Origin of the sequence: Yersinia sp. SCPM-O-B-9106 (C-191) (genome assembly GCF_026183365.1) — a bacterium.
Lineage (GTDB): Bacteria > Pseudomonadota > Gammaproteobacteria > Enterobacterales > Enterobacteriaceae > Yersinia > Yersinia rochesterensis.
In genome coordinates, this window is record NZ_CP110791.1 from 3,332,399 (window position 1) to 3,347,618 (window position 15,220).

The window sequence follows — 15,220 nt, forward strand, 5'->3', positions numbered from 1 at the left end:
ACGGGGAATATATGTCTGACAATCACTCCGAGCATACTCTATCGCTGATACCCACACTGGTCATTCCTGAGCAACCCGCATCACCGACCACCTATCTTGATAGCGAGCTGAATTGCCCGATACTCAAGCAACGGCTAGAGACTTTCCAGTCTTGGTTGGCTGATGCATTCAATGGCGGAATCAGTGCAGAGACATTAATTGCTGCGCGCAGTGATTACATCGACCGCTTGTTGCGGCGACTGTGGACATTCTATGGCTTTGATGATGTGCCAGAAACCGCGCTGGTTGCCGTCGGCGGTTATGGTCGTGGTGAATTGCACCCATTATCTGATATCGATGTCCTGATTCTGACCAAACAACGCCTGAACGACGAACAAGCTCCGCGAGTCGGCCAATTAATTACGTTGTTATGGGATTTGAAGCTGGAAGTCGGTCATAGTGTGCGCACACTGGAAGAGTGTTTGCTGGAAGGTTTAGCCGACCTCACTGTTGCCACCAATATGATTGAATCGCGTCTAATTTGTGGCGATGTCGCGCTGTTCCTACAGATGCAAAAACATATTTTCAGCGAAAATTTCTGGCCCTCCCCCCAATTTTTCCATGCCAAGCAGGTTGAGCAACAAGAGCGGCATAAACGCTATCACGGCACCAGTTATAATCTCGAGCCAGATATCAAAAGTAGCCCCGGCGGCTTAAGGGATATTCATACTTTACAGTGGGTTGCCCGCCGCCATTTTGGCGCCACATCTTTAAGTGAAATGGTTGATTTTGGTTTTCTCACTAAAGCCGAGCGCAACGAACTGATTGAAAGCCAAAGTTTTTTATGGCGCATCCGCTTTGCTTTACATTTGGTACTGAACCGCTACGACAACCGCCTGTTATTTGATCGCCAACTGAGCGTTGCTCAACTTTTGCAATATCAGGGCGAAGGTAATGAGCCGGTCGAACGTATGATGAAAGATTTTTATCGCATGACACGCCGGGTCAGCGAACTGAATAACATGCTGTTGCAGTTATTTGATGAAGCCATTTTAGCGCTGGATGCCAATGAGAAACCACGGCCACTGGATGATGAGTTTCAGTTGCGTGGTGATTTAATTGATCTGCGTGATGAAAATCTCTTTGTTGATAAACCTGAAGCTATAATGCGCATGTTTTATCTCATGGTGCGCAATCAGGACATCAAGGGCATTTACTCCACTACCGTGCGCCGTTTACGCCACGCCCGCCGGCACCTGAAACAGCCATTATGCAATATCCCTGAAGCCCGCAGGCTGTTTATGGCCATTTTACGCCACCCAGGGGCGGTTTCTCGGGCATTGTTACCTATGCATCGCCACAGCGTACTATGGGCCTATATGCCGCAATGGGGCAGTATTGTCGGGCAGATGCAGTTTGACCTGTTTCATGCTTATACCGTCGACGAGCACACTATCCGAGTGTTACTTAAACTCGAAAGTTTCGCCGATGAAACAACCCGCCCGCGTCACCCTCTTTGTGTCGAACTTTATCCGCGCCTACCTCAGCCTGAATTACTGCTGCTTGCAGCACTGTTCCACGATATCGCCAAAGGACGAGGGGGTGACCATTCAATATTAGGCGCTCACGATGTGCTGGAATTTGCCGAGCAACATGGGCTGAACTCACGCGAGGCCCAATTAGTTGCCTGGCTAGTCCGTTGCCATCTATTAATGTCAGTTACAGCTCAACGCCGAGATATTCAAGACCCGGCGGTTATTCAGCAATTCTCAGCAGAAGTGCAAAGTGAAACCCGCCTGCGTTATTTAGTCAGCCTGACTGTGGCCGATATTTGTGCCACCAATGAAAACCTGTGGAATAGCTGGAAACAAAGTTTGTTGCGCGAACTTTATTTCGCCACAGAGAAGCAACTGCGCCGCGGCATGCAAAACAGCCCAGATTTACGCGAGCGCGTCCGCCATCATCGGCTACAAGCGCTGGCATTGCTGCGCATGGATAATATTGATGAAGAAGCGCTGCACCGTATCTGGAGCCGCTGTAGAGCAGATTACTTCCTGCGCCATTCACCCAATCAATTAGCCTGGCATGCCCGCCATTTACTGGAGCATGACTCAACCAAACCACTGGTGCTGGTCAGCCGTCAGGCCACACGGGGTGGGACTGAAATCTTTATTTGGTGCCCTGATCGCCCGTCATTGTTTGCCGCTGTTGTCGGTGAGTTGGATCGCCGAAACCTAAGTGTCCATGACGCACAGATTTTTACTAATCGAGATGGCATGGCGATGGATACTTTTATTGTGTTGGAGCCGGATGGCAGCCCATTGGCACAAGACCGACACCCTATTATCATCCATGCTTTGCAGCAAGCAATGACGCGACAAAACTACCAACATCCACGTGTCAGGCGGTTATCACCCAAATTACGGCATTTCAGCGTACCGACTGAAACCAACTTCTTGCCAACGCACAATGAACGCCGGACATATCTGGAACTCATTGCGCTCGACCAGCCGGGCTTACTGGCGCGTGTTGGTGACATTTTTGCTGATTTAGGGCTATCACTGCATAGTGCGCGTATCACCACAATCGGCGAGCGGGTGGAGGATTTGTTTGTGTTAGCAGATAAGGATCGCCGTGCTTTAAGCATTGAAACTCGTCGTGAATTAGCACAACGGTTGACAGATACCCTCAATCCGAACGATAAACTGTGATACAAATATCTTTTTAGTCATTAATTTTTCTTACGATGGGAAAAAACAGGATGCAGCAACTACAGAACGTTATTGAAACCGCTTTCGAGCGCCGTGCAGATATCACCCCGGCAAATGTTGACACCGTAACGCGCGAAGCGATTAACCACGTGATTGATCTGCTGGATACCGGCGCGCTGCGGGTGGCAGAAAAGATTGATGGCCAGTGGGTCACTCACCAATGGCTAAAAAAAGCCGTGCTGCTGTCTTTCCGCATCAATGACAACCAAGTCATGGAAGGCGCAGAAACGCGTTACTACGATAAAGTCCCGATGAAGTTTGCAGGCTATGACGAAGCCCGTTTCCAACGTGAAGGTTTCCGTGTTGTACCTCCGGCAACCGTGCGTAAAGGCGCATACATTGCGCGTAATACTGTACTGATGCCTTCCTACGTTAATATCGGTGCTTTTGTTGATGAGGGCACCATGGTCGACACATGGGCAACAGTAGGTTCTTGCGCACAAATCGGTAAGAATGTTCATCTGTCTGGCGGCGTTGGCATTGGCGGCGTATTGGAGCCACTGCAAGCTAACCCAACCATTATCGAGGACAACTGCTTTGTCGGCGCGCGTTCAGAAGTGGTCGAAGGGGTTATTGTTGAAGAAGGCTCGGTTATTTCTATGGGCGTTTTCATTGGTCAAAGCACCCGTATTTATGACCGCGAAACTGGCGAAATCCATTATGGTCGTGTTCCCGCTGGCTCTGTCGTCGTTTCAGGTAATCTCCCATCAAAAGACGGTAGCTACAGCCTGTACTGCGCGGTCATCGTGAAGAAAGTCGATGCGAAAACCCGTGGAAAAGTCGGCATTAATGAGTTATTACGCACTATCGACTAAGATTGAAGATAGCGGGCTAATTACCCGCTATTTTTTTGCCTGGTGAGTTAATCACATTTTTTGGCGAAAATTACCGTCATAATCATAATCTGTGGAATATAGACCTAAAGTAATTGGCATTTACAGGGAGACCGCAAGCTAATCCCCAGCAATTCCAAATATGAAAGGGATAAAACTAAAAAGGTGGCGCTATGTATGACAATCTGAAAAGCTTAGGAATCACACAACCAGAAGATGTCGATCGCTATAGCCTGCGTCAGGAGGCCAATAACGACATTCTGAAAATTTACTTCCGCAAAGATAAAGGTGAATTTTTTGCTAAGAGTGTGAAGTTCAAATACCCACGCCAGCGCAAAACTGTGGTTGCTGATAATGCTGGTCATGGCTATAAAGAAATCAATGAAATCAACCCAAATCTACGCTATGTCATTGATGAGCTTGATCAACTGTGCAAGCGCGATCAAGTTGAAGTTGATTTGAAACGTAAAATTCTAGATGACTTGCGTCATTTAGAGAGTGTAGTGACCAATAAGATTGCTGAAATTGAAGCTGACCTGGAAAAACTGACCAACGGCCGCTAAATCTGGTTTTTAATATTGCTAAAGTCACTGGAGTTGCAGGTGAATAAACATCGCTCTCACCTGCAATTTCACGGATAGAGATATATACCCTAAATAATTCGAGTTGCGGAAAAGCGGCCAACGCACATGCAGCTTGAAGTATGGCGGGTATAGTTATTGAAATAAATAGTTATTGAAGTAGGCGGCCCCACTGCTCTACCCACGAAGCTGAAACCACCTCTGGCTCTGGGTGTTCGGTGGCATCAATCTCCAGCCTTTCGCCAATTCTCGTAGCACCCTGCTCTTGCAGCAATTCATCAAATGCACGCCCGGCACCACAGAAGCTATCATAGCTGCTGTCACCCAACGCAATCACGCCATAGCGTAACTCTGGCTGGAAGCCAACTTGATCGCGCACAGCGGCAAAGAGCGAAGCAATACTGTCAGGGAAATCCCCCTGCCCGGTTGTCGAGGTCACCACCAGCGCATAATGTTGACGATAATACTGCCAGGCCTCTAAAGTGCCCTCATCGAACACTTTGACCTCATGCCCCTGTTTTTTCAGTATATTTTCAGCTTCTTCCGCAACTAATAGCGCGTTACCGTAGACCGTGCCGACAAAAATCCCGACCTGAGCCATAAAAAATATTTCCTTTTAACGAGAAAAATTACGCACTATCCTGACCTGCAGTTGCTGGAAACTCAACCCTTTCAAGATGAGGGGTAATACCCCGCCAGCCAAAATGTGACATCAGCTGTTGCCAGGAATCATCCCAACGCGCGGTCAAATTGAGTGGCTCTCCGGTGACAGGGTGATTCAGATGCAAATGGCTGGCATGAAGCATGAGCCGTGAACAATCAAAATGCTCAGCAATTCCACGATTTTGGCGTAAATCGCCATGGGTGCTGTCACCGATGATAGGGTGGCGAATGTGCGCCATATGCCGCCGTAGCTGGTGTTTACGCCCTGTTTCTGGCTTTAATTCCATTAAACTAAAGCGCGCAGTGTCATAGCGCCCAATGGCAATGGGAACTTCCACTTGAGCCAGTGCGTGATAATGGGTAACCGAAGGCTGCGGGGCTTTATCTGGCCGGGCAAATTTATCCGCAATTTTGTCTAACTCTTCGGTCATCTCGTAATCAATCGTGCCATCTTCCAGTACATATCCACGTACAACCGCATGATATGTTTTCTGAATTTGATGCTGCTCAAATTGTAATGAAAGGGCACGGGCCACATCACTGGACAGCGCCATCAGCAACACACCTGATGTCGGGCGATCCAGTCGATGGACGGTATAAACATGCTGGCCAATCTGGTCGCGTACTGTTTGCATTACAAATACAGTTTCGTTGCTATCCAACCAACTGCGGTGGACAAGCCAGCCAGCCGGTTTATTGACCGCAACTATATGTTCATCTTGATAAAGTATTTCCAACATTAGTGACTTTCTTTATTCAGCAGGTCATCGAGGCGCTGTAATTCAACCAGCAGTAAGGTGCAATCTGGACGGCCCTCACCACTCAGCGCCTCTTCAAAGTAGGGTGTAATGGCAAAACGAGTAGGGAGTGGCCCTTTCGATTCCAGCAATGCATACATCCGAGGAATAAGTACCCATTGCAACCACTGCTCAGCATCCATGGTATCAATGCTGAAAGGCTCATTACTTTCAAAAGCCTCGACTAACGGTGGAACAGATTGCCAAAGGTCAATTGCCCGCATGGCAAGCTCGATATTTTGTAGGCTCTGGCGCACCTGATTTTCTGTATTCATGATTATGCTCTCAACCAAAAAATAACTATTCACCGGGCTGGTTCAACGGCGGCCAAGCATACCATTGAAGAAGAAGATGCCCAAATACCCCCTAAACGATAGGAATAGGTTGAACAAGATACAGATAAAAAAAGGGGTACTGTTTTACCAGTACCCCTCTATTCGTTTCATAGCAATCCAGCTAAAAGTGATGCTCCCTGCTCAATCCTTGAAAACTTTTCCGTGCGGTTATCCTAACCAGCAATCCGTCGCGTTGTCCTACACCATCCCGGCGCTAATCCTGAAGTTATCCTAACCCACCAATCATCCTGAACTGGCTCTCAATCTCCATCCTGGAGGTGTCCTTTGTTTCGTCCTGAAACATCCCTTCACTCATCCTAAGCAGTCCCTGTATTCTTCATCCTGAAGTGGCATCATCCCGATACCGTCCTTCTCGACCAGATCCTATCCAGCAAGTAAAGGATCGCTTAATCAACAAAGAGAGACAAGGTACCGTCAGAATAATGAGGAGATGCTTTTATATATAAAAAAATGAATGTTTATAACGAAATGATTTTATTGAAGATAAACCCGACACAATAATTTCACATAAAATGAATAGAAGTGATGTCTCACAGCCCGTGTGCGAGATCTCGCACACGGGCTGTATTGGAAAAAACAATAACCATTTATTTATTCAGGAAATACTGGTCGTAATGCATCCAGAAAATGAGTGAGAGTCGATGCCAACAATGTCCGTTTTCCGCTACCAAACTCCTCTAACACCACATTGCCAGTAACATTACACAATGAGGCCATGGTCATTTCCGATTCTGTTGTCGCCAAAAACAGTGTCGGTGAGAGTTTTAGCCTTTTTTGTGTCACCAAATGACCAATGAGATTCTCCTGTAAACGGATAAAGTCATCTTCACTCCAAACTTGCAGCAAGGTAAAGCGGTGATCACCTAAATCTGCTTTCATATCTCCGGCATATTGCTGGGTATAAAACTCATGAATATCGGGATGAAGTTGAATCTCCAGTGCCCGTTCAATATTAGCGAGATTAGCACCCGTGACAAAAGGCTGTGGTAACCAAAATACCTGATTATCCTCAGTTTCTATATTACACGGAGAAGGAACCCCATAAAGTTCCTCACTGGCAGGTGGCCGCCCAGTTTGCTGCTGCCATAAATCAATATAGCGCTGGGTAAAACCCTTGAGTGCCGTTGAAACGTTCTGGTCCATTATTATTCTCTGTATCGCGGCGGCTTGCTCTGCACCCTGGAGGGCATAGCTCTCACTCAGAAATGCAGTTAAACGCGGCATTAATTGATAAACTACAGCTATTGTACCTTTCTCTCATCATGGGAACAGCATGTCTTCATATCAAGACCACGAAGCTCTGGCGGAACTGACGCTAGGCAAACCTACTGCATATCGCGACCACTATGACGTAACCTTATTGCAGGCCGTACCACGCAGTATGAACCGCGAACCCCTCGGTTTATATCCTGATAATCTGCCCTTTCATGGCGCGGATATCTGGACATTGTATGAGCTGTCGTGGCTAAACAGTAAGGGCTTACCACAAGTTGCTGTGGGTGAAATTAGCCTAAATGCTGATAGCGTTAATCTCATTGAATCAAAGAGTTTCAAACTTTATCTCAACAGTTTTAACCAAACCACGTTTACTGACTGGGAAAATGTACGAACAACTTTGCAACAGGATTTATCCGCCTGTGCTCAAGGAGATGTGAATGTCAGGCTATACCGGCTAGATGAAATAACACATCAACCGATTGCCAATTTCACGGGGGAATGTCTGGACGAGCAAGATATTCGCATTGATAGCTATGAGTTCAGTGCCGATTATCTGCAAGGTGCAGCGGGTAAAAACCACGTGGAAGAAAACCTGGTCAGCCACTTGCTTAAGTCCAACTGCTTGATAACCCACCAACCAGATTGGGGTTCAGTCCAAATCAGCTACAGCGGCCCACAGATTAACCGGGAAGCCCTACTGCGCTATCTGGTCTCTTTCCGCCATCATAATGAGTTCCACGAACAGTGCGTCGAGCGTATTTTCAATGACATTATGCATTTCTGTCAGCCAGAAACATTATCAGTTTATGCGCGCTATACCCGTCGCGGCGGGCTGGATATTAATCCCTGGCGTTCCAATACTGATTTTGTGCCATCAACTGGCCGCCTGGCACGGCAATAAATGCGTACAGATGCGCAACTTTATCACCGGTTGTACGTTAGTATTGGCAAAAAATGAGCGACAACGTTAAGGTTATTTATAGGTTCCTCATGCTATTTTTAGTATAAGAATCAGTAATGAATACTTAGTGGCCTCTGATATTCCACGGAAAACAGAAAGCAACACTCTGATACACAGGCACTACCACCCTCAAGGGTGTAAAGGAGTAACTTTGATTACACATGTCAGTCCACTCGGTTCAATGGATCTGTTATCACAGCTCGAAGTGGATATGCTCAAGCGTACAGCCAGCAGTGATCTGTACCGTTTATTTCGCAATTGCTCATTAGCTGTTCTCAATTCAGGCAGCCTGACCGATAACAGCAAAGAGCTTTTATCTCGCTATGAAACCTTTGATATCAATGTGCTTCGCCGCGAACGCGGTGTAAAACTCGAACTGGTTAACCCACCAGAGCATGCTTTTGTTGATGGTAAAATTATCCGCTCTTTGCAAGCAAACCTGTTTGCGGTGTTGCGTGACATCTTGTTTGTGAATGGTCAAATCGTCAATGCTGGGCGTTTCCAACATCTCAATATGGAAAGCTCCAGCCATTTGACCAACCTGGTCTTTTCAATTTTGCGTAATGCCCGTGCCCTACATCTTGATGAAGATCCAAATATGATTGTGTGCTGGGGCGGCCATTCAATCAATGAAACCGAATACTTGTATGCCCGTAAAGTTGGCAGCCAATTGGGTTTGCGTGAATTGAATATCTGCACCGGCTGTGGGCCAGGGGCGATGGAAGCACCGATGAAAGGCGCCGCTGTTGGCCATGCCCAACAACGCTACAGACAAGGCCGCTTTATCGGGATGACCGAGCCGTCAATCATTGCTGCAGAGCCGCCAAACCCATTAGTCAATGAGCTGATTATCATGCCAGACATTGAAAAACGGCTAGAAGCTTTCGTCCGTATCGCCCATGGCATTATTATTTTCCCTGGCGGTGTGGGGACAGCAGAAGAATTGCTTTATTTATTAGGTATTCTGATGAACCCGCATAATAAGGAGCAGGTTTTACCCCTGATCCTGACGGGGCCTAAAGAGAGTGCGGATTATTTCAGGGTCGTGGACGAGTTCATCATGAACACGCTGGGTGATGAAGCACGTAAATACTACCAAATAATTATTGATGACCCCGATGAAGTCGCGCGTCAAATGAAGAAAGCAATGCCATTGGTGAAAGAGAATCGCCGTAATACCGGGGATGCTTATAGCTTTAACTGGTCTATTCGTATCGAGCCAGATTTACAGCATCCTTTCGAGCCAAACCATGAAAATATGGCGAATCTGGACTTATCCCATAATCAAGCCCCAGAGAAGCTAGCGGCAGCATTACGCCGTGCTTTCTCCGGTATTGTGGCGGGTAACGTCAAAGAGGTCGGGATTCATGCAATTGAAGCTCATGGGCCATTCAAATTGCACGGTGACCCGCTACTGATGAAGCAAATGGATCAATTGCTGCAAAGCTTTATTATCCAGCAACGGATGAAGCTACCGGGCAGTGACTACACACCTTGCTATGAAATCTGTAGTTAAAAAATAAGTAACTTTCACCGGTAGTGCGAGCAGGATCCCCCGGCTGGCGCTACCTGAAAGTTATTTGAATCCCTGCAGGTTCGCTCTTTATAGTAAAGAATGGCCAATAAAATAGCCCTCACGGGATAGGTTTTAAGACAGTCCATGCAAATTCACCTTCTTATCGTCGACGCCCTTAACCTGATTCGCCGCATTCACGCGGTGCAAGGTTCACCTTGTGTGAATGCTTGTCAGCATGCACTGCAACAGCTGATTTCACATAGCCAACCAACTCACGCCGTCGCCGTTTTTGATGAAGATGACCGCTCGGATAGTTGGCGGCATCAACTCTTGCCCGATTACAAAGCGGGCCGCTCACCGATGCCAGACAATCTGCAACAAGAAATGCCGCTAATCCGTGAAGCATTCCATTCATTGGGTGTTGATTGCTGGAGCTCTCCGGGCAATGAAGCTGATGACCTTGCTGCGACATTGGCGACAAAAATCGGTGGGGCTGGGCATCAAGTGACTATTGTTTCAACCGACAAAGGCTATTGCCAGCTGTTAGCACCGAATGTACAAATTCGTGATTACTTTCAAAAACGCTGGCTGGATATGCCGTTCGTAAAACAAGAATTTGGTGTGTTACCGCACCAATTGCCTGATTACTGGGGACTTGCTGGGGTCAGCAGTAGTAAAATTCCGGGTGTCGCCGGCATTGGAGCAAAAACTGCCGCGCTGTTATTGCAGCAAATCAGTAATCTGGAAGAACTCTATCAAGAGCTAGATTCAGTGCCGGAGAAATGGCACAAAAAGTTGCAACAGCACCAAGAGATGGCTTTTATTTGTAAGCAAATTGCGACACTAAAAACTGATTTGCCATTAAGCGGCAATTTGCAGCAATTACGTTTGAATCGATGATATCAGCATAAAAACAAAGGGGCCAATTGGCCCCTTGTGCATAATACATACAGGTCTATCACTAAAATTTAAAAACGCTCATCACGGCGGCCCGGCGCGCCAGACCAGATACGGCGCACATGTACCGTCACTTCTTCACGGTCATGATAGAGTTGTTTGGCCTGAATATGGGCATTGATGCCATTTTCTTTTAGCTGCTCATCAATCATTTCCAGATTCTCCGAAACAACTTCAAAACGTTTTTTCATCGGTAATTTCAGGTTAAAAATCGCCTCACGGCACCAACCATTAACCAACCATTTGATAATAAGTTGGGTGACTTTAGCCGGTTTCTCCACCATATCGCACACTAACCAGTAAATATTGCTGCGCGTTGGTTCATATTTAAAACCATCAACACGATGATGCGTAACCTGCCCGGTATCCATCAAACTTTGTGCCATCAAGCCATTATCAATGGCCTGAACCATCATGCTGCGTTGCACTAGCTGATAAGTCCAACCTCCGGGGCAAGCACCTAAATCAACAGCATGCATACCACTGGCCAATCGCTCTTCCCATTCATCTTGTGGAATAAATACATGGAAAGCTTCTTCCAGCTTTAAAGTTGAGCGACTTGGTGCGTCTGATGGGAACTTAAGGCGCGGAATCCCCATATAGAACGGGGAGTTATTGTTACTGTAAGAATAACCGACATAACAACAGCCCGATGCAATAAAGAACACATGCACCACTGGCCGGTGTGCATTCTCGCGGACAGACAGAATTTTTTGTTCACGCATTGCGCTACGCAGCGGCACTGTCAACTTACGGCAAAACTTAAGTAACTCTTTGCTTTCATTAGTGTCAGCAACTTCAACTCGCAGTTCACCGGCTTTTTCGACAACACCGACCAACATGCCAACAATAGGCGATACCCGATCTTCCGGCGGTAAATCTTTCAATAACTCGCCCACGACCATCATTTGACGGGCGAAAATCAATTCGCGGAATGGTACTTCACGAATCAGACGATCTGCATCTTCTAACTGATAGCATTCAAATAGCACATAACCGCTATTGTCTTTTACTCGCGCGAAACCAAAGATTTCAAGCTGTGCTGCTTTGGCGGTAATTTCCGCCGCACACTCTTTCTCAAAACCTGAGCGGCAATATAAAGCAATTTTATTATTCATGGCGTTCTGCCCTTTTTCTTAGACGCAGCGCGCCAATCAACATCAAAATCCATCCCGCCAGAAAACATACTCCGCCCACTGGCGTGATATATACCCACAGTTTCAGGTGTGATAGAGCCAGGCAGTATAAACTGCCACTAAAGAGTAGCGTTCCGAGCGCTAACAAGGCTCCACTCCAGTAAAACCAAATACTAATCTGCCGTTGCATTGCAACCGCGAGTGCCAGGATAGCCAATGTATGGAACCCCTGATACTCCAGCCCGGTATGAATCCAAGCCATTTCATTCGCCCCCAAAGAGGCACTCAATACATGAGCCCCAAAGGCACCGAAAGCAACATAGAAAAAACCGCTCAGAGCGGCAAATATCAGCATTAAACGACCATTCATCGTCATTAACCTTAAATTAATATCGCCTGGTAATAATTAAAATTAGTTGTCGTAGCGAAAACGGAGCTTTTCCTGTTCGCTAGCTGCTCTTGCCAGTATCCACTGACGAAAGGCGGCTATTTTACCCAGTTCTGCCTGACTGTCATGACAAACCAGATAAAAAGCATTTTTACTTACCAGCACTTCATTAAACGGGCACACCAACCGCCCGGCTTCAATCTCAGATTGCGCCATAACATTATTCACCAGCGCAATACCTTGACCATGAACAGCGGCCTGAACCACCATTACACTGTGACTAAATATTGGGCCTTGCTGCACATTAATCTGCGGTACACCCAATTGACGGGTATACGCCATCCAATCTCGGCGGGAAGTATCATGCAACAAGGTATGATTAGCCAGATCTGCTGGTACTTTTAATCCATTATCGCCCATTAATAGGCTAGGCGCACAAACAGGAAGCAAGAATTCGGCATACAGACGTTCAGTGCGCAAACCGGTCCAATTTCCCCGACCATAAAATATCGCCACATCTACATCATCAGCCAGTTTATCCTCTTCCCGATCCACTGCCTGGATCCTGACATCAATACCCGGATAAGCAGCATTGAATCCAGAAAGGCGGGGAACCAACCATTGAATAGCAAAACTAGGGGGAAGACTGACAGTCAGAGCACCTTTGGCGCTGCGTGCCTGCAATTTGCGAGTGGCTTCATTGATGGAGGTGAAAATCTCTTTGATGTCGAGGTAATAACTCTGTCCTTCTTCTGTCAGCAGCAAAGAGCGGTTACGCCGACGAAACAGTTTTAGCCCGAGGAAATCCTCCAGTGACTTTATCTGGTGACTAACCGCCGCTTGCGTGACAAATAATTCATCAGCAGCTTTAGTAAAACTCAGGTGACGCGCGGCCGCATCAAAGACCCGCAAGGCATTCAGTGGTGGTAATCGTTTTGACATGAATTGGATACTTTTTTATAACGGCTCATCTTCAGATGAAACCCTTTGTTTACTTATTAGTTTTTGTAATCCGAGACATTATAAATTGTCCGTTGATGATGCGCCAGCAAATACCTATAGTGTTGGCACTTCCCAAGCCGGAACGAAAAGTAGATTTAGTATCCAGGTACCGAATTGCTTTTGGCTTTGTGGTTGTGATGTTGTGTTTGCAAATGGTCTGGTGTGCCAGACATAGTAGCTAAGCTACTGTTTTTTTTCACTTCCTGTACATTTACCCTGTCTGTCCATAGTGATTTTATGCAGCACCGCAATTTTTGCGGTGCTTTTTTTTGCTCCATTCCCAGCACTGACTTCTTTTTAAGAACCTAAATGTAAGTTAATAACCTAAATGTAAGCGCCACTTTGTATTGCGCAGAGTTAAGCTTAAATTTAAGTTGTTGCAGAGGACTCCAGGACATATCAGATTTCTGTCGAAAATAACTTGGCGGCTTAACTACTTGCCCTCAGCCATTTCTTTGACTTCTGAGCGATTAATTTGCTGTTCGGTGCCATTGGCATCGGTGTAGCTTATCATCCCAGTGTCATCATCTACTTTAGGTTTACCATCAGCAACGATAGTGCGACCATCATTAGTGTGCATAACATAGTTGCTTGAACAGGCTGCTAAGGTAAAAGTGAGCATAAGTGCAGAAATTACGGCAGCTGTCTTTTTCATGGGTGACTCCTTGCAGATTAAAATGCTAAAAAAATCGTTTCCATTACCAGACAAATGGTTATGTCCGTTATTATTTAGCATAACCCTCTTGAGTCATATTGCCAGCCATCAGGGCCATTAGTCGGCTAGTTGTGGCTAAAATGAGACAGTTCCGAAGTGACCCAAAGGATACAAACAACAGAATGAAGTCTTTTAATCCAACGGATTTTCGCCAGGAATTCCCGGCAATTAACGATGAAATAATCTATCTGGACAGTGCAGCGACGGCCCTGAAACCGCGCGCCATGATTGACGCTACCCAGTTGTTTTATCAGCAAGATTCCGCGACAGTGCATCGCAGCCAACATCAATCTGCATTGTCATTGACCGCTCGTTTTGAAGAAACCCGCCAGCAGGTAGCCGACTTTATTAATGCGCCGGACGCAGAAAATATTGTTTGGACACGCGGCACAACCGAAGCCATTAATCTGGTAGCGCAAAGTTATGCTCGCCCTCGCCTACAGACTGGGGATGAAATTATTGTCAGCGAAGCAGAACATCATGCCAATTTAATACCCTGGCTTATGGTTGCTGAACAAACGGGTGCCAGAATCATTAAATTACCCATCGGCCTCGACCATCTGCCCGACTTACAACTATTACCTCAGTTATTCAGCAATAAAACCCGCATATTGGCGCTAGGCCAGATGTCTAATGTGACAGGCGGTAGCCCGCAATTAGCAGAAGCCATTGAACTCGCCCATCAACATGACTGCATCGTGATGGTCGATGGTGCACAAGGAATTGTTCATAGCCCGGCAGATGTTCAAGCGCTTGATATTGATTTTTATGCTTTTTCTGCTCACAAGCTATATGGCCCCACCGGTATTGGCGTGTTGTATGGCAAATCTGAACTGCTGAAAGAAATGCCCGCCTGGCAAGGTGGCGGTAAAATGCTAACTCATGCCTCATTCGGCGGTTTTATACCCCATGAAGTGCCTTACCGCTTTGAAGCCGGTACACCTAATATTGCGGGGGTGATTGGTTTATCGGCGGTATTGAGTTGGCTGGAACAGATTGATCTGGACGAGGCCGAAATTTACAGCCAAAAACTGGCGACTTTAGCGGAGAATAAACTGGCTCAATTACCGGGTTTCCGTAGCTTTCGTTGCCAGCAATCAAGCTTGCTAGCATTCACTTTTGATGGTGTTCACCACAGTGATTTAGTGACGTTATTGGCCGAACAAGGGATCGCGCTGCGGGCTGGCCAACATTGCGCACAACCGTTAATGGCGGCGCTGGCAGTAAGTGGTAGTTTGCGTGCTTCATTTGCGCCTTATAATACCGAAAACGATGTTGAAGTGCTGTGTTCAGCGATCGCCAAGGCGCTGGAATTATTACAAGATTAACGACTGGTAGATGATAATT

Annotated in this window: 15 protein-coding genes; 7 read left to right on the forward strand and 8 right to left on the reverse strand. The window is 46.7% G+C overall.

Going from position 1 to position 15,220, the window contains the following annotated elements; all coding sequences use genetic code 11:
* Positions 1–11 precede the first annotated feature (11 nt).
* The 3 genes from glnD (at position 12) to OP863_RS15205 (ending at position 4,146) form a co-directional block, all read left to right on the forward strand.
* Entirely contained in the window at positions 12–2,690 is a 2,679-nt protein-coding gene (gene glnD, locus OP863_RS15195) for a bifunctional uridylyltransferase/uridylyl-removing protein GlnD (protein ID WP_145589206.1), read from the forward strand.
* A gap of 50 nt (positions 2,691–2,740) precedes the next feature.
* Positions 2,741–3,565, forward strand: a complete 825-nt coding sequence (dapD, locus tag OP863_RS15200; RefSeq protein ID WP_050113922.1) for a 2,3,4,5-tetrahydropyridine-2,6-dicarboxylate N-succinyltransferase — start codon at positions 2,741–2,743, stop codon at positions 3,563–3,565.
* Positions 3,566–3,756: 191 nt separating this feature from the next.
* Positions 3,757–4,146: a DUF3461 family protein gene (locus OP863_RS15205; protein WP_004391709.1), complete on the forward strand. Its 390-nt coding sequence runs from the start codon at positions 3,757–3,759 to the stop codon at positions 4,144–4,146.
* A 169-nt stretch (positions 4,147–4,315) separates the two neighbouring features.
* Here OP863_RS15205 and OP863_RS15210 read toward each other — a convergent pair whose 3' ends face one another.
* The 4 genes from OP863_RS15210 to syd form a co-directional block, all read right to left on the reverse strand.
* Complete coding sequence (locus tag OP863_RS15210; RefSeq protein WP_265525481.1) at positions 4,316–4,765, reverse strand: flavodoxin; 450 nt, start codon at positions 4,763–4,765, stop codon at positions 4,316–4,318.
* A 28-nt stretch (positions 4,766–4,793) separates the two neighbouring features.
* The gene (gene truC, locus OP863_RS15215) at positions 4,794–5,567 is read right to left on the reverse strand and encodes a tRNA pseudouridine(65) synthase TruC (RefSeq protein ID WP_038631233.1); all 774 of its coding nucleotides are present in this window, start codon (positions 5,565–5,567) and stop codon (positions 4,794–4,796) included.
* Positions 5,567–5,899 (reverse strand): YqcC family protein, encoded by a 333-nt coding sequence (locus OP863_RS15220; protein ID WP_265525482.1) that lies wholly within the window; start codon positions 5,897–5,899, stop codon positions 5,567–5,569. Before OP863_RS15220 ends, truC begins: the two co-directional genes overlap by 1 nt.
* 672 nt (positions 5,900–6,571) lie before the next feature.
* Entirely contained in the window at positions 6,572–7,123 is a 552-nt protein-coding gene (syd, locus tag OP863_RS15225) for a SecY-interacting protein (RefSeq protein WP_038631229.1), read from the reverse strand.
* A 130-nt stretch (positions 7,124–7,253) separates the two neighbouring features.
* Between syd and queF the strand changes: the two genes are divergently transcribed.
* The 3 genes from queF to xni all read left to right on the forward strand — a co-directional run bounded on the left by queF (position 7,254) and on the right by xni (position 10,575).
* Positions 7,254–8,099 (forward strand): NADPH-dependent 7-cyano-7-deazaguanine reductase QueF, encoded by an 846-nt coding sequence (gene queF / locus OP863_RS15230; protein ID WP_038631227.1) that lies wholly within the window; start codon positions 7,254–7,256, stop codon positions 8,097–8,099.
* Positions 8,100–8,310: 211 nt separating this feature from the next.
* The gene (ppnN, locus tag OP863_RS15235) at positions 8,311–9,675 is read left to right on the forward strand and encodes a nucleotide 5'-monophosphate nucleosidase PpnN (protein WP_145590983.1); all 1,365 of its coding nucleotides are present in this window, start codon (positions 8,311–8,313) and stop codon (positions 9,673–9,675) included.
* Between the two features lie 144 nt (positions 9,676–9,819).
* Positions 9,820–10,575 carry a flap endonuclease Xni gene (gene xni / locus OP863_RS15240; RefSeq protein ID WP_265525483.1) on the forward strand — a complete coding sequence of 252 codons (756 nt, stop codon included), beginning with the start codon at positions 9,820–9,822 and terminating at the stop codon, positions 10,573–10,575.
* A gap of 68 nt (positions 10,576–10,643) precedes the next feature.
* Here the strand turns inward: xni and rlmM are convergent, their stop codons facing one another.
* The 4 genes from rlmM to OP863_RS15260 form a co-directional block, all read right to left on the reverse strand.
* Positions 10,644–11,750: a 23S rRNA (cytidine(2498)-2'-O)-methyltransferase RlmM gene (rlmM, locus tag OP863_RS15245; protein ID WP_038631220.1), complete on the reverse strand. Its 1,107-nt coding sequence runs from the start codon at positions 11,748–11,750 to the stop codon at positions 10,644–10,646.
* Entirely contained in the window at positions 11,743–12,138 is a 396-nt protein-coding gene (locus OP863_RS15250; protein WP_072076318.1) for a DUF423 domain-containing protein, read from the reverse strand. Before OP863_RS15250 ends, rlmM begins: the two co-directional genes overlap by 8 nt.
* Before the next feature lie 42 nt (positions 12,139–12,180).
* On the reverse strand, positions 12,181–13,098 hold the full coding sequence (locus OP863_RS15255; RefSeq protein ID WP_038631218.1) for a transcriptional regulator GcvA: 918 nt from the start codon (positions 13,096–13,098) through the stop codon (positions 12,181–12,183).
* Positions 13,099–13,591: 493 nt separating this feature from the next.
* Entirely contained in the window at positions 13,592–13,813 is a 222-nt protein-coding gene (locus OP863_RS15260; RefSeq protein WP_032820367.1) for a YgdI/YgdR family lipoprotein, read from the reverse strand.
* A 182-nt stretch (positions 13,814–13,995) separates the two neighbouring features.
* Between OP863_RS15260 and csdA the strand changes: the two genes are divergently transcribed.
* Entirely contained in the window at positions 13,996–15,201 is a 1,206-nt protein-coding gene (gene csdA, locus OP863_RS15265; protein ID WP_265525484.1) for a cysteine desulfurase CsdA, read from the forward strand.
* Positions 15,202–15,220: the final 19 nt, after the last annotated feature.

What these genes read in the sequence shown, in the direction of transcription:
- glnD (WP_145589206.1), top strand. Translation starts at nt 12, where the DNA reads ATGTCTGACAATCACTCCGAGCATACTCTATCGCTGATACCCACACTG.
- dapD (WP_050113922.1), top strand. Translation starts at nt 2,741, where the DNA reads ATGCAGCAACTACAGAACGTTATTGAAACCGCTTTCGAGCGCCGTGCA.
- OP863_RS15205 (WP_004391709.1), top strand. Translation starts at nt 3,757, where the DNA reads ATGTATGACAATCTGAAAAGCTTAGGAATCACACAACCAGAAGATGTC.
- OP863_RS15210 (WP_265525481.1), bottom strand. Translation starts at nt 4,765, where the DNA reads ATGGCTCAGGTCGGGATTTTTGTCGGCACGGTCTACGGTAACGCGCTA.
- truC (WP_038631233.1), bottom strand. Translation starts at nt 5,567, where the DNA reads ATGTTGGAAATACTTTATCAAGATGAACATATAGTTGCGGTCAATAAA.
- OP863_RS15220 (WP_265525482.1), bottom strand. Translation starts at nt 5,899, where the DNA reads ATGAATACAGAAAATCAGGTGCGCCAGAGCCTACAAAATATCGAGCTT.
- syd (WP_038631229.1), bottom strand. Translation starts at nt 7,123, where the DNA reads ATGGACCAGAACGTTTCAACGGCACTCAAGGGTTTTACCCAGCGCTAT.
- queF (WP_038631227.1), top strand. Translation starts at nt 7,254, where the DNA reads ATGTCTTCATATCAAGACCACGAAGCTCTGGCGGAACTGACGCTAGGC.
- xni (WP_265525483.1), top strand. Translation starts at nt 9,820, where the DNA reads ATGCAAATTCACCTTCTTATCGTCGACGCCCTTAACCTGATTCGCCGC.
- rlmM (WP_038631220.1), bottom strand. Translation starts at nt 11,750, where the DNA reads ATGAATAATAAAATTGCTTTATATTGCCGCTCAGGTTTTGAGAAAGAG.
- OP863_RS15250 (WP_072076318.1), bottom strand. Translation starts at nt 12,138, where the DNA reads ATGAATGGTCGTTTAATGCTGATATTTGCCGCTCTGAGCGGTTTTTTC.
- OP863_RS15255 (WP_038631218.1), bottom strand. Translation starts at nt 13,098, where the DNA reads ATGTCAAAACGATTACCACCACTGAATGCCTTGCGGGTCTTTGATGCG.
- OP863_RS15260 (WP_032820367.1), bottom strand. Translation starts at nt 13,813, where the DNA reads ATGAAAAAGACAGCTGCCGTAATTTCTGCACTTATGCTCACTTTTACC.
- csdA (WP_265525484.1), top strand. Translation starts at nt 13,996, where the DNA reads ATGAAGTCTTTTAATCCAACGGATTTTCGCCAGGAATTCCCGGCAATT.